This window comes from Pseudoalteromonas sp. TB64 (assembly GCF_000498095.1).
Taxonomy (GTDB): Bacteria; Pseudomonadota; Gammaproteobacteria; order Enterobacterales; family Alteromonadaceae; genus Pseudoalteromonas.
Window position 1 is genome coordinate 1 of the sequence record NZ_AUTQ01000082.1, and the last position, 14,800, is coordinate 14,800.

Below are 14,800 nucleotides of genomic sequence, written 5' to 3' on the forward strand. Positions count from 1 at the left end.
CATGTATTGTGGGAACAAGAGCAGTGGCTTGATAAATACTTGCTAAATGACTCAGTTGAGCCGGCAAAGGTAACTACTGAGCAAGTAGCAGAGTCAATCCCGAGTAAATAGTAAAGTAAGTGTTTATGTTGTGAGGGCAAGAAGACCCACTCTTAATCTCACGGAACATTCCCAATGCAAAGTGAGCGTATGTACGCAGCCCTAAAAGGGTTAGGTAAAGACGCCCGCTTAGTAATGCTCCCTTATGAAGCACACGGTTACCGTGCTCGTAAAGCTTATTGCATGTATTGTAGGAACAAGAGCAGTGGCTTGATAAATACTTGCTAAATGACTCAACTAAAGAGCCAGAGCAAGTGCCGGAGCCTACTAAAGGCCAGTAGTAAAATAGGTATTCAAAAACGTGGCTATTTAGCCGCGTTTTTTATTTTTAGTTAATTTAATATAAGAGCATATTAATGATTGATGCAGCAGCACTCGCCGTTTTTATTCCTACTTTCTTTTTTGTGTCGATAACGCCAGGTATGTGTATGACTCTCGCCATGACACTCGGTATGAGCATTGGTGTGCGTCGCACATTATGGATGATGATAGGTGAATTGTTAGGTGTAGCTGCAGTNTAGCCGTTGCAGCGGTGCTTGGGGTTGCAAGCATCATGCTAAATTACCCAGATGCGTTCGCTATTCTAAAGTGGGTAGGCGGTGCGTACTTAATTTATATTGGTTTTAATATGTGGCGAGCCAAAGGTAAAATGTCGATTGATACCTCAAAACCAAATGACGTAAGTAGGCAGTCATTATTTACGCAAGGTTTTGTAACCGCAATTGCAAACCCTAAAGGCTGGGCGTTTATGATCTCATTACTGCCGCCGTTTATAAGTGTTAAGTACGCTCTAGCACCGCAGCTTTTAGTATTGCTTGGTGTAATAATGGTCAGCGAATTTGTATGCATGTTAGCTTACGCAACAGGTGGTAAAAGCCTACGTTTATTTTTAGCCCGTGGCGATAATATTAAATGGATGAACCGTATAGCAGGAAGCTTAATGGCCGCTGTAGGCGTATGGTTAGCACTTGGGTGATATGGTTTGTATTGCAATAACCCATTCTTTGCATAACAAATATCAAAACTGAAAAGTAATTCTATCTATATATTAATATAGAATAATATTTATTAAAATACGTACGGAAGCAGTAATAATATGAACAGCTTGATTTATAAAGTAATTACTATCTTCTTCTTATTGATGTTTACAACGCTCTCTTTTGCATCGGAGGAGCCTGTTGATAATACAAAACAAGAAACAGTATTAAGCACAATAAATACGCTTTATGATCTTGGCTACATAACAGCAGACAACGCAAAAAAAGCAAAAATAGAATTGTTAGCTGAACCTAACACGGCTTTTGAAGATGAGAAAGCGATAGATGAAAAAGCTACCAATCAGGAGGGTTACTTTACTGCTATAAACATTCTTAAATCACTTGCGGTTATTGCATTGTTGATTGTTTTTCATAGGGTGATTTATGAAATTGTTTGTTTAATAATCGCTATTCCGGCAATAATTCTTCAATCTATTTTACTCTTTTCAGGGTACTTGTTGATAAGCCAAGCTGAATCTATATGGGCATTACAGGCATATTATGTAAGTATTATTGGCGTAGTTATTCACATTGGTACGTTTTATTGGTTTATATTTATCTACGAAGATGCACTAGAAGCAATTGCTCGAAAGCTAACCTTTAATAGAATTTCAGACATTGATATTATTTTTTATGCTGGTGTATTTTGCTACACCGCTTATTTTACTATTGTTCTGCAAAGCCCTGTTTTAGGAATATTTGCAGTGAGTACATTTATTTTAATTTTTGGCGAAAATTTTTGTAGGCTTATTGGCGTTGAAGAAGAAAACAGAAACAATGTCCTGCTTATTACAACGGGGGTGGTTGTATTAAGCTATTCAGTGCTAAAAGTAATGCAAGTAGATATACCTTGGTTAAGCTATTTTTCAATGGGAATTGAATATGCTGCAACGGGGGTTTTAGCTTTTGGCTTATTTGTTTATAGTCGGTTTAATATTAAAATTATTGATAACGATAATAAGGTGCGTCAAAGATGCGCCGTAGTTGCTTTTGTTATTATAGAAATACTGAGTTTAATTGCTTTACTCACTTTTAATCTGCCAGTGATACCTGCCATTATAAACACCGTATTTTTTCTCTATGTGATTATGACGGTTGTAGATTTAGTTGGTAATAAACACGGTATGTTAGCAATTGTGTTAGTTGCTATTATTTTGTATGCGGTTGCGGTTTTAATTGAGTCGTCTCCTCAATTATTTATACAAAATATTTTTTAAATATTTATCATTTAGGGTCTATTAAATTCAAATTATTATCACTGTATATCGAGCAAAATTACCTTTAAATAATGAATGATTTTGCTCGATAGCTCGCTTTATTACTTTTTAGATTAAGCCCTGAACTCTGGTTAAGAGATCAGGGGCTTAATTTAGGAGACTTACTCTAACGGGCGAATTGCTTTTATGTCTTGATCTGCTGCCCATAACATAATGTCTTCTCGCTTTAAGGCTGTTGCCATTAAGTCTGGAAACTGTTCTGGGGTGCACGCAAATACGGGGCTGCCAAGCGTTGCAAATTCAGCTGCCATTTGCGCGTCGTAAGCGGGTCTGCCATCGTCACTTAGGGCGAGTAGAGTAATGACGTTTACACCTTGTTTTACTAGTTGAGCAACACGTTGTTTTAACTGAACTTCATCGCCACCTTCATATAAATCAGAAATAAGTAACAGGTGCGTTTTAGTTGGCTGTTCTATTTGTTTTTCGCAATAAGCAATCGCTTGGTTAATATCGGTGCCACCACCTAATTGAATCCCAAATAAAACGCTAACAGGGTCTGTTAAATCTTCTGTTAAATCAACAACGCTGGTATCAAAACATATCAGCTTGGTTTTCACTGCGGGAATAGATGCCATTACGGCTGCAAAAATTGAGCTATACACGACCGAAGTTGCCATAGAGCCAGATTGATCAACACACAGTACTACTTCATCAAGATCGGCTAAACGGCGTTGCTGACGCATAAAACCAATTAACTTTTCAGGCACTATGGTTTTATATTCAGGTTGATAATGGCGCAGGTTTGCATGAATGGTTCTAGGCCAATCAATATCATTAAAGCGAGGTCTAAAGCTTCGTTTAGATTTATTTAAAGCCCCTCTAATTGCTTCTGACGTTTTTTGCTCTAGTTTGTCCATTAACTCTTTGACGACTTTTTCTATAACTTGTCGTGCCGTTTCGATTGTTTTTTCAGGCATAATTGAGCGTAAACTGATTAAGTCAGCTATTAAATGTACGTCAGCCTCAATAGCACTTAAAAACTCAGGCTCCATTAGCATTTCTTTTAAGCCGAGCCTTTCAAACGCATCTTTTTGAACGACTTGCACGACTGGGGTCGGAAAAAACTCACGAATATCGCCTAACCACTTCGATACTTTAGGTGCTGAACGGCTGAGACTTCCTCGCCCTTGTTTGTTTGCGTTGTCAGAGCCATAAAGCGCTGAAAGTGCACCCGATAAACGTTCATCGCGATTAGATAACGGCGGTTGTTGTTCGTCGTTTACACCTAAAGCGAGCTGCCAACGGCGTGACTTTTCGCTTAATGTTGTCGCCATTGGTTCGTTATTTTCGTTAAGCTCTTGGGTTAAAGTCGTTTTATCATTCATATTAACCAATCCTTATCACGCTGTGCGAGTTTCGCTAATTGCGATAACTGTTGTTGCCATAACGCATAATGGGTTGTATCGGTATTGTGTGTTATTTCAGAGGATGATTTACTGCTAAACAGGGTATCAAATAAACGTTTTCGCTCCATTGAATCAAGGTTTGAAAATACGCGTCTAAATAGCGGTAAAAATTCAATAAAGGTGGTTTCTTCCAGATGTAACAACCAGTTATTAATAGCATCAAGTAGCACCGAGTCATATAAAAGCTGGTCTACTGCATCAGTAAAAAAACCATCAAAAAAGAGCGCCGCTTGAGCTGGCGGTAAAGCGGGCGACAGCATTTTATTAAGCATTAAGCTGAGCTGCTCACTGTTTAATCTTTCTGCTTGATAAAGTAGCCTTGCACATAAACCGATAAGTAAAAAATTTGATTGGCTTGAATGCGTTATCTCTTCAATACTTTGCCACCATTTTGCTAAGGTGTCGGTGTTATTTAAATGCAATACCAAGGCTCTATGAGCTGCATGAATGTTTTGACGATACTGTTGTGTTTCTTCGTCATTTAAATTTCTACATGCGTAGGGAAGTGCAAGTGCTGCTTGAATCGTTAGGCGTTCAATTAATTCATCAATTTTACCCAAAGCAAGTGTACGAGCTGTGCCATAACGGCTTATATCAATAAGAGGTGAAATACTGGTCAGTAAATCATGGCAGTCACTTACTTGACCCGCTCGCGCGGTGAGTTGCGTTAAGCCAAAGTCTGTTGCATTGTTTAAATTGGCACTTAAGCAGCTGTTTACTAATGTTGCGAGCTTGCCAAGGTGTTGCTCTTTAGCTAATGCTGCAATTACTTTGTTGTTTGCGGCTTGCTCTATGGTGCTTCCGTAAACTAAGTGTTCAACGAGTTTAATAGCGTATTCGGGTTGCCATATTAAACGCCATTTTTCTCTAAATGTTCCTCGACTACTTCCTGCGTCTAATTGCTCGCCCCACGGTACATCTAGTAATTGTAATCGGTGAAGTAAAACCGATTTGTTTTGTCCTATGTCACTGCGTAAATCGAGCGAATGCTCTTTTTCGAGTGCTTCGGGTTTTAGCCTGTATTTTTTTTGTAGTTTTTGAAGATCTTCTAATAATGGCACAAGGTCGATGTCGTCGGGTATTTCACCTACTTGTTGACCCAATAATACGGTTTTATTTATTTGTTGCCACAATGCGTACTCGCCAAAGCACATACAGCTAATAACCGCGTCGGTTATTTCTTCAAAGCTTGGCTGTGGTCTGTCTCGTACTGCGGCTAAACTTAGGCTAAGACGCTGTGCTTCGATAACAGATGCGGTTGAAATAATAGCGCCTTGCTCGCGTAAAGTATTGGCAATAAACACAAGCCAAGGAGCAATATGATCGTCTTGATTACGGTGTTGCCATAAATGTTGATACCACATAGGTGCCGACACGCCTGCGCCATAACCGGCTTGGGTAGCTAAACGCGACGATGTCCAAGGGATCCAAGTTGATTTATATTTACTTGCGGCTAGTTTTTTTGGAAGTGTTTTAATTAAAGCACGATCATCTTTTGTGGTGTGTTTACCTTTTAGCGCAGGGACATGCCATGCACCGCATATTACGGCGATTGGTCCATCACATTCTTTTGCTACTTTTGCTATTTCTAAACGCATAAAGGCTTCGCGCAAGCGGTCTTGCGCTAATGCCGGAGAGTCATCAGCAATAGGTTGGCGAAGGGCGGTCATTGCGTGTTCTACTTGCTCAAAAATAGCTAAGCTGTCATCACGGCTTTGTTCTATAAGATCGTTCCACCAACCTTCTGCGTCTTCATAACCGGCAATATTTGCTAGTGCGCCAATAGGGTCGTGTAACAACGCTGCTAACTGAGGGTCTGAGGTTTCTAGTTCATTAGATGATGTATTTTGCTCATTTTCATTTGTAATTTCATCATCACAATTACTGTCGTTGTCATTATTAGCATCTTGCTCTATTTGCATTTGCGCTAAGCGCACTGAAATAGGTAAATCAATAAATTCAACGGGTTTTTGTTGATTAGTAGCCCACAAACAAGCTTGGTATTCAGGTGAATACTCAGCAAAAGGATAAAAAATACTGTTGCTTGCGTGCTCAACTGCATAGTTTAATAATGCAATAGGGGGCTTCATTTGCGGGTTGGCTAATAAAGGCAGTAGTTCATTGCAATCAGCTGGTCCTTCAATTAATACGTGCTGTGGTTGTAGCTGCTCAAGCGCGGCTAATAAGCGCTTACTCGAGCCAGGACCATGATGTCGTATACCAAAGTAGTGAATATCAGAGTGTGCCATTAGTTAACCTTATAACACCTGATTTAAATGATGGTAGTAGTCTTCAAACCCTTTGCGTTTTTTAAGCACCGTTTCAAGGTATTCTTCTAATACAGCGCGGTCTTGAACAGGGTCTTTGACAATAGCGCCAAGCAGGTTTTGACTTATTTCAGCTGCACCTAGGTCGCCTTTATTAAACCAATTTGCTTGGCTCAACCCACCAACCATAACCGATATAGCCTCTGCTGTTGAAAGGTTGCCCGTGGTTGTTTTAAGCGTAAGCTTACCGTCTAGGGTTTCTCCGCCGCGTAGTTCTCTAAAAATAGCGACTACTTTTTCTATTTCATCAGCTGTGTTTTTAGGCACTGGTAAGTCTAACGATTTACCCATTTCTATTACGCGTTTATTAATTATTTCAACTTCTTGTTCTGCAGAATCAGGCAGAGGTAATACAACTACATTAAAGCGACGTTTAAGAGCTGATGAAAGCTCGTTTACGCCTTTATCACGGTTATTGGCTGTGGCAATAATATTAAAGCCTCTTTGTGCAAAAATAGAATCGTTTAGCTCTGGAATAGGCAACATTTTTTCAGACAATACGGTAATTAAAGTGTCTTGTACGTCAGAACCCATACGCGTTAGTTCTTCAAAGCGACATAAATTACCGCTTTGCATTGCACGAAACAACGGCGTTGCAACTAATGCTTCTTTACTTGGTCCGTGTGCGAGTAGTTGTGCGTAATTCCAGCCGTAACGAATTTGGTTCTCGTCTGTGCCGGCGGTACATTGTATTACTTGTGTACTGCATCCGCATATTGCAGCGCTTAAATGCTCAGATACCCACGACTTAGCTGTACCTGGTACACCTAATAATAATAAAGCACGGTCTGTAGCAAGTGTCGCAACGGCTGTTTCTATAATGCGACGGTTACCAATATATTTAGCCGAAATTTCAACACCAGAAGGTGTTTTACCACCCATTAAATAGGTTACCACTGCTTGAGGAGATAAAGCCCAGTTGTAAGGTTTGCTACCAGTGTCTTCTGCTTTTAAAGCATCTAACTCTACTTGGTACGTTTGCTCAACGGGTAAACGAAGTATATCGCTCATTATAATGTCCTTGAATTTTATGTGTACGAGCCCAGCATTTCCTTAGGCGACTAATTTTTATAATATAAAAGTTATATTTGTGTAGGTGTTTTCTAGCGCTATATTGAGATTAAGAGAATCCAGCGCTGGGTCGTTGGGTAATACACCTAGAGTAATAAAGTAATCATACGCTTGCTGCGCTAAAGAGGGCGGTAAAAACAGACCTAGTTTAAGTAGCTCAGGGCGGATGTGATATTGTTCAATATAATGACCTTTACTTATATCTTGTTTAATATCATCTGTTAGCTCTTTCCACGCGATAGATTGGCTTAATTGCAGCCAAGTTAAGTGAGTTAAAGGTTGATCTGCTAATAATGACCAATAAGTAAACCCTAAATTTAACACTTCTTTTTCTAAAATGTAGTTTAGTACTTCCGATGCACCTTGTACCGAAAAACGAGATTCTATACCGTGTAATACAGCACTGAAAAAACGGTCATAACGAAGTTCTTTGCAGCACTTTTCAAAAAAGCGTTCCAATATATATTGAGGTAAAGAGTCAAAAGCATTACGAATAAAGCTAATGTTGTCTTGTTCTCTGTGCTCGGTAAAACGCCAGTTTTTACACAGTTCTATTAATGAAATCCCCAGCGCTTCTGCTAAGTCAGGTAAAGCAACGTCGTTAATTAATTCGGTGCGCATAGCTTGTTGTTTTATGCTGTTAAGTGTTGCAGGCAAAATAACCGTCATTTTTTTGGGTAAAAGCTGCGTTTTTACAACAAGCCATTGGGCTAGCTCTTGCGCTAGTTGCTCATTTTTTTCATCTTTAATGAAGATTTCTAACCGAGATAAAAATCGCGTAGCGAGTTGTACTACTTTTTTAGACTTATTTTTAAGGCAAATTTCTAAAATAGGTATGTCTTGCGACGTTAAATTAACTTTTAAAATTTTATAGAGCTTGTAACGTGCCTCAGAAGGAGCAGCTTGAGCTAATTGATGGATATATTGCCCCGCAACTTGGGGTTTAATGTCGCGCAGCCGTGTAAGTGACGACTCAATTTGCGCTGCAGAAAGCTCAGCAAAGTTAACTTTATCAAACTGTAAATCTCGTATTAAATGCCATTGGGTTAGTTGATTATTAGCCCAGTACTGCCAAGTAAAATAACAACCAGGAATGTTTTTAGTGTTTTCTGTCGGCATCCAATCACTTGGATGAGCGCAAACTTCGTAGTTAGCTAACAGGTTTAACAATTGTAAAATACTGTGTGAGTTATTTTTACACTCAGCCATAACCCGATTAAATAAAGGGCGAAGTGATTGTCCTAAACTTGGAAAAGCAAGCTCAGGAATATCTTCTGTGGGCTCTAAATCATCACTGGGTGACAAATAATGAGTCACTAACTGTTGCTGTTGCGTTAAAATTAACGCATATAAATTTAGTTTAGTAGGGTAGTGTTCTAATGGCGTTAATACTGAATGCCATTGCTTGGGTAAGTCTGCTACGTTAATTTGGTTATTACCAATAAGCCATTTTTTTTCTAGATTTTGAGCCGTATTTAAAGCGTTGTTAAGCTCTATAGCTACTTCGTTTTTGTTATCGGTTGTTGATATTACAGACATGTAATGACTCCCCAATGCTCGGTTTTTGCACTAATTAGCTCAGCAAATTGCCCATTGAGCAATACAAACACACTGCTAAGTTGGCTGCCTAAAATAATGGGGTTTATTGCGTTATTAGTTAACGGTAAACACTGGGTTTTATCTTTATTGTGCCACCAGTATTGCCCTGTATTATCTTCACTAATACGACCGGCTTGCGCTATGTAAGGCACGTCATCAATCCAAGGCATTTTGGCATGTATTGCAAGAAAGTGTTCTCGCCAATGGGTATTATTAGTTGGTTGGCTCACGGGCATGTCGGTAATGTATTTATGTTCGCCTAAAATTGCGCGTAAAGGAGATCGGCTAGGGTAAAAAATAACACTTCCTTCAATCTGCATACCAATAACACTTGTTGTTTTATTTTTGCCACTTTTAACCGTGGAGTAATCAAGCAATAAAGCAAATGTAGGAGCAGCGCTTAACGATGACGAACTATCAGCGACTAAAAGCAGCCAGCGCATTGATACTTGAAGCCCATTACGAAGCATTTCTGACTTTTCGCCAATAATTTGCCAAGTACCATTTTTCACAATTGGTTTAGGCATATCAGAGGTGGGTGCTAGTAATTGCTCACGATTTTCGCTGCTTGCAACACTTCTAAATGTATCTATATCGTCAGGGTTTGCTAGCCACGCTTCGCTAAGCAGTATCAATTTCGCAAATTCTTGCAATACAAAATTTGGCTGTTGTTGAATAGGAAACACGCTTATTTTAGCCGGAAGCTCGTCAATGCGGGCAGCTAAGTTAACCGCTTTTGCATCAACTAAACGCGCCGCAATTTTTCGGCACTTTGTGGTATCTTCTTTTAAAAAGTGAACAATACCGTGGCTTAATTGATCGTTTACCCATTGCTGAAATTCTATTAAACCTTGTTTAATAGAATCTTGCGTTTTAGCCCTATTTTGAGATGCACGCTTTGCTTTATCAGCTTCTCGTTTTGCTATTTCTTCAGGCGTGAGTGTTTGTTCTGTAGGTGTGCTTTGAGTATTAAGCTTATTGGCCGGTTTATTACTATCGTCAGTCGATGTTGTTTTTTCGCCTGTATTAGTACGTTTACGTCTGCCAAGCCAATCGTTTACCCATTCGGGTGGATCTGTTTTAGTAAAGTTACTAGGCACATCAGAAAACAACCAAAATAAAGCCAATACATGTTTACAAGGAAACTTACGCGAAGGGCAAGTACATTTATAGCCGTTATCAGCAACATCAGCCATTGTATAATAAGGTTTAGAGCCCGAACCTTGGCACTCACCCCAAATAGTATTAACGTTTTCTGATTGACTCAATACCGGCCATTTTGCAGGATTAAGTAACTTTTTTGCTGCGTTGATTGAAGGCTGATCTGGAGCAAGAGCTTGCACAAGCGATTCGGATACTTCCATGTTATAACGCCTACTTATTTTACGTTGTAAAAATAAATTTTATCGTGTCATTTTATCTGTAATTATCATAAATACAATAAGATAATTGTTATCGTATGTAGGGTCTGTTGATCTTTCAAGGTTAAATTTGCAGCAGTCTGTTTGGTGTTTAGGCAAGGCAGAGCCTATGCAGTGTGGTTGTTCCCCATAAATAGGCGATAACGTAGCATTAATACCAAACAGGCGCTGCCTAAAGGGTTCTTCCTAGGGGCTATTTACTCTTTGTTGCTCGGTTTTTACTTAGCCCACTAGGTTACAAATCTCGCGCCGCGATTAAATAGCTCCTAGTTTGAACAAATTTTAATCCGCAAAGTTCAACAGACCCTAATCATTTAATCGCTGAAATTTAATACAATAAGATAGCTGTTACCTTTAATAATGTAGAATAGTCGAGCGTTACTTAGATTTATTAAGTTCCTTTATTTTAAACATGTTGTAATTTAAAGTTAGTCATTTAAAAATGTTGTTACTCATACAAAATTCAAAATACGTTGCTAATAAAGGTATAAAAGCGGTAATAGTAAAGCAAAATAACGTATTTACAGTAAAACCATATTATATGGACATAAAAATAAGGCGGATTTAAATGTTAAAAGAAATAGCGATTGCAGATGCATACGGTGCAGGGTTTGAGTTTTCTACGGTCGATAAAGTAACCGCATATAATAATTTATCGGCTTATTGCACCCATGACCTTTATGGTTTTTTAGCCAAATACACTGACGATACACAAATGACCATTGCAATCACCGAATTGCTATTAAGTGATGAACATTACAGTACCGAACTTATCGCAAATAAATTTGTTGATTGCTTTAAAAGAGATGTGCGAAAAGGGTACTCAAAAGGATTTTATGCATTATTGTGTAGTGTTGACTCTGGAGCGGAGTTACTTTCAAAAATAAAACCAAATAGCGAAAGAAATGGCGCAGCAATGAGATCGGTACCGATTGGTTTTTTAAAAAATAAAGATCAGGTAATTGAGCTAGCCTCTATGCAAGCAAAGGTAACTCACGATACAGATATTGCTATTAAATCAAGCTGTGCAATTGCTTTAGCAAGCCATTTTGGGATTCATAAACACGGTAAACTATCAGAGCTTAAAGCCTTTTTACAAAGCGAAGGTTACGCAGACTGGGATTTTAACTGGAGTAAGGAAGTTTCTATTGCTGCTTACGACACCGTTAGCGCTGTATTTAGCTGTTTGTTAAAGCATAACAACTTAAAAGATTTACTACGCAGCAGTGTTGACCTTTGCGGAGATACCGACAGTGTTGCGTCTATTTCAGTCGGTTTGGCATGTTGTTTCCCTGAATACGAAAATAATTTACCGCTAAATTTAATTGAAAACTTAGACGAGCCGGATTATGGCATTTGTTTTTTAAATACGTTGGAGGATCAACTGCATACTAAATTTAATAGCGTTGATTTTTAAAATTAAACGCTATTCTTACCAATACTAAATTTGATGCAGGCGCTGAGCCTAATTAATAAAAACAGAATGATGTTCTTATTAGTGTTTTATCTATAATCGGATGACACCGCCTTTTTAATCGGCGTTAATATATTCGAGGCGACTTAATAATTTAAAGTGGTTAAAAACGGCTCTATTTAATCGCATTTTCTACTGGGCAGCCTTGTTTTCTGCATACCCCTTCATTGCATAATTTACATATTTTTCGCGCTTCTATTTGCTCGCTTGTTAAAGTGCCGAGCGCTATTTCTATTAAACTTAAAAAGCTTTGTTTTTGCTCAGTATTAAAGTTGCTAAGTATTTTAGATGTCGCTGTTTCTCGGTTGCTTAGTATTAGCTCAACCCGTTTACTTCCTTTATCGGTTGTACGTAAAACAACAGAGCGGGCGTCTTTTAATGACTTTTGTCTTTTTACAAGTTCTTCTTTTTCAAGCGTATTTATTAGCCTAACTGCACCCGAATGGGTTAAACCTAACACCTTGCTTAGTACATCAATGGTTTCGTTAGGGTGGTTATAAATAGTAACTAATGCTGCTTCGTGGCTCAGGCTTCGCCCGCCTAGCTCGGCAATCTGCTTTTCAATGTCATTTGAAACCGAAGTAGCAAAAGTGCCAATTAGGTTTGATAAGTATTTTTCATTTTTCATTGTTTAATTATATGTGATTCGATCATACAAATATAGTGACAAGTTTAACGCTCTCGCTTATTGTGTGACTCAGTCATGTATATAATTCAAATTAGTTGTCTTGTGCTTAACGTATATTGAATAAGTTACCGCACACAATCCAATAAAATAAAGCGAAGAGATTAAATGAAAAATGATTTAGAAACATTGCGTTATACAAAAAAGTTTAAAACGGTATTAGATAAAAAAATGGCGTACGTAGACGAGGGGCAAGGCGATCCTATTGTATTTTTACACGGCAATCCTACCTCAAGCTATCTTTGGCGAAACGTTATGCCTTATCTAGAAGGTAAAGGACGCTTAATTGCAATAGATATGATTGGGATGGGGGATTCGCAAAAGTTAGATAATACGACAGACAGTAGTTACTCGTTAGCTGAAAACAGTAAGTACACATTCGCACTTTTAGAAGCGTTGGGTGTAAATAAAAACGTAACTTTAGTGCTGCACGATTGGGGTTCTGGTGTTGGTTTTAACTGGGCTAATACACATCGTGATGCAGTAAAAGCCATTGCGTTTATGGAAGCAATTGTTACTGACTTCCCTACATGGGATGACTTTCCTAAAGATTTGCACGGCCCTATTGGCACTATGCGCTCAGCTGAGGGTGATAAAATGGTGCTTAATGATAACTTTTTTATTGAAACAATATTACCGGCGACTATTTCGCGCAAATTAACGCAAGCAGAGCATGATGAATACCGCAGACCGTATTTAAATGCAGGGGAAGACCGCCGTGCAATTTTAGCCGGACCTCGCCAATTACCAATAGCAGGGGAGCCTGCCGATACCGTGGCTTTAGTTAAAAGCTATGCGAGTTTTTTAGCTAACTCTCACGATATTCCAAAGCTATTTATTAATGCTGAACCGGGTGCATTTTTAGTTGGTTACGCAAGAGACTTTGTGCGCACATGGCCAAATTTAACTGAGGTAACCGTGAGCGGTATTCACTATGTACAAGAAGATTCGCCACATGAAATAGGCAATGCTATTGCAGATTGGCTACCCGTAACAAATTAAAAAAGATTACACATAAACAAGTGCTTAAAAGTAAGGTGTTAGCAACGGCTAATTAGTGTGTGTTATCCGACACTTTATGTATAACGTAACTTGTACATTTGTTGAATATTGAAAAAGCATGAAGCTCTTTATCAAGGGCTTCAAAAAAGGCGTCTTTATTTTTTAATTTAGGCTCTAAATGTAAGTGGTTTACGTTTAGTGTTTTACTCAATTTATCAACTTTACAATCGGCGCGAGCAACCAAGTTGCCGTCCCATAGAATAGGTAAGCAAAAATAGCCGTGTATGCGTTTAGCTTTTGGTACATAACACTCTAATAAGTAATCAAACTCGAAAATTGCGCTAGCTCTTTGTCGTTGTATGAGTAAATTATCGAACGGGGAAATAATTTTAGCCTGCTTTTTATTAAGCCGATCATTAAGTAAGTTTAAAGCGCTACTGCTGGTAAAGTAAGGCATGTTGTTAATGAGTATGGGCTCTATTATTTTCGATTCTAATAATTCATTAAGCGTTTGTTTTATTAGGGGCTGTTGATCTTTGTAGTATATATATTAATCAGCCCACATTGGTAGCCACATCATAGTAAATGCTAAAGCGAGCATGGAATGATAATTCCGTTCAAGCTTTTCATACCTTGTAGCTATCCCTCTATATTGTTTGATCCGACCAAAGGCATTCTCAACTAAGTGCCTATATTTGTACATGCACCAGTCAATATCTTCATTACCCACTAAACTGTTATCCTTGCGTGGAATAACGGGTGTAGCGCTATTATCACGAATAAACTCTCTTAGTTTTTCACTATCGTAGCCTTTATCTGCGACAACCACATTACTCGTTGGGCAATTGTCTACAAGTGACTCTGCATGGACGATATCATGCGTATTTCCACAGGATAATTCATAATAAACAGGCAATCCTCCGCTATCTACTGCAAGATGAATTTTAGTCGAATTGCCACCTCGACTCTTACCGATTGATTCATTGCCAGCGGTTCTTGCACCGCAACTATGCTGGTGAGCCCTGACAATACTGCCATCAATAAAGATCCAATCCATATCAGCATAGTGGGATAACACACGAAATAATTCATTCAAAATATCTTTTTTGGACCATAAATTAAATCGTCTATAGATAGCACTCCACGAGCCGAAATAAGACGGTAAATCTCGCCAAGGAATACCGGTACGCATCTTATAGAGTATGCCTTCGAGCGTTTTTCTATGCTCAGGCTTATTATAAATTCGACCACTTAAGTGCATTACTTTTGATAAGACATTCCATGTCGCGTCTGTTAACATTAATCTTGGCATGAGGGTTCGGTGTAACGTTTTTTAGCGAATTCAATTATACCTTATCCTCATGCTGTTTGTTTTTTATACCGCAAAGATCAACACGCCCTA

The 14,800-nt window shown here is 38.7% G+C and carries 11 protein-coding genes and 1 pseudogene; 4 read left to right on the top strand and 8 right to left on the bottom strand.

What is annotated here, in order from left to right; all coding sequences use genetic code 11:
• The first annotated feature begins 455 nt into the window (after window positions 1-455).
• Both L647_RS01000000123675 and L647_RS0105180 read left to right on the top strand, forming a co-directional pair.
• Window positions 456-1,075, top strand: a pseudogene (locus tag L647_RS01000000123675) (LysE family translocator).
• A 120-nt stretch (window positions 1,076-1,195) separates the two neighbouring features.
• Window positions 1,196-2,353, top strand: a complete 1,158-nt coding sequence (locus L647_RS0105180) for a hypothetical protein (protein ID WP_024610239.1) — start codon at window positions 1,196-1,198, stop codon at window positions 2,351-2,353.
• A 161-nt stretch (window positions 2,354-2,514) separates the two neighbouring features.
• Here the strand turns inward: L647_RS0105180 and L647_RS0105185 are convergent, their stop codons facing one another.
• From L647_RS0105185 to L647_RS0105205, 5 genes are read right to left on the bottom strand one after another with little or no spacing between them, the layout of a single operon-like run.
• A complete protein-coding gene (locus tag L647_RS0105185; protein WP_216712727.1) occupies window positions 2,515-3,738 on the bottom strand; it encodes a VWA domain-containing protein in 1,224 nt (407 codons plus the stop codon).
• The gene (locus L647_RS0105190) at window positions 3,735-6,068 is read right to left on the bottom strand and encodes a DUF5682 family protein (RefSeq protein WP_024610241.1); all 2,334 of its coding nucleotides are present in this window, start codon (window positions 6,066-6,068) and stop codon (window positions 3,735-3,737) included. The genes L647_RS0105185 and L647_RS0105190 overlap by 4 nt, the downstream gene beginning before the upstream one ends.
• 9 nt (window positions 6,069-6,077) lie before the next feature.
• Window positions 6,078-7,157 carry an AAA family ATPase gene (locus L647_RS0105195; protein WP_024610242.1) on the bottom strand — a complete coding sequence of 360 codons (1,080 nt, stop codon included), beginning with the start codon at window positions 7,155-7,157 and terminating at the stop codon, window positions 6,078-6,080.
• A 57-nt stretch (window positions 7,158-7,214) separates the two neighbouring features.
• Complete coding sequence (locus tag L647_RS0105200) at window positions 7,215-8,756, bottom strand: DUF5691 domain-containing protein (RefSeq protein ID WP_024610243.1); 1,542 nt, start codon at window positions 8,754-8,756, stop codon at window positions 7,215-7,217.
• A complete protein-coding gene (locus L647_RS0105205; protein ID WP_024610244.1) occupies window positions 8,747-10,180 on the bottom strand; it encodes an SWIM zinc finger family protein in 1,434 nt (477 codons plus the stop codon). Before L647_RS0105205 ends, L647_RS0105200 begins: the two co-directional genes overlap by 10 nt.
• A gap of 625 nt (window positions 10,181-10,805) precedes the next feature.
• Here L647_RS0105205 and L647_RS0105210 point away from each other — a divergent pair.
• Complete coding sequence (locus L647_RS0105210) at window positions 10,806-11,654, top strand: ADP-ribosylglycohydrolase family protein (protein WP_024610245.1); 849 nt, start codon at window positions 10,806-10,808, stop codon at window positions 11,652-11,654.
• Between the two features lie 172 nt (window positions 11,655-11,826).
• Here L647_RS0105210 and L647_RS0105215 read toward each other — a convergent pair whose 3' ends face one another.
• Window positions 11,827-12,339, bottom strand: coding sequence for a MarR family transcriptional regulator (locus tag L647_RS0105215; protein ID WP_024610246.1), 513 nt, complete (start codon window positions 12,337-12,339; stop codon window positions 11,827-11,829).
• Between the two features lie 165 nt (window positions 12,340-12,504).
• On the opposite strand from L647_RS0105215, the gene L647_RS0105220 reads away from it, so the two are divergent.
• Window positions 12,505-13,398 carry a haloalkane dehalogenase gene (locus L647_RS0105220; protein WP_024610247.1) on the top strand — a complete coding sequence of 298 codons (894 nt, stop codon included), beginning with the start codon at window positions 12,505-12,507 and terminating at the stop codon, window positions 13,396-13,398.
• A 52-nt stretch (window positions 13,399-13,450) separates the two neighbouring features.
• On the opposite strand, the gene L647_RS0105225 is transcribed toward L647_RS0105220, so the two are convergent.
• Both L647_RS0105225 and L647_RS0105230 read right to left on the bottom strand, forming a co-directional pair.
• On the bottom strand, window positions 13,451-13,945 hold the full coding sequence (locus L647_RS0105225) for a crosslink repair DNA glycosylase YcaQ family protein (protein WP_081706968.1): 495 nt from the start codon (window positions 13,943-13,945) through the stop codon (window positions 13,451-13,453).
• A 3-nt stretch (window positions 13,946-13,948) separates the two neighbouring features.
• Window positions 13,949-14,710: an IS5 family transposase gene (locus L647_RS0105230; protein ID WP_024611512.1), complete on the bottom strand. Its 762-nt coding sequence runs from the start codon at window positions 14,708-14,710 to the stop codon at window positions 13,949-13,951.
• Window positions 14,711-14,800: the final 90 nt, after the last annotated feature.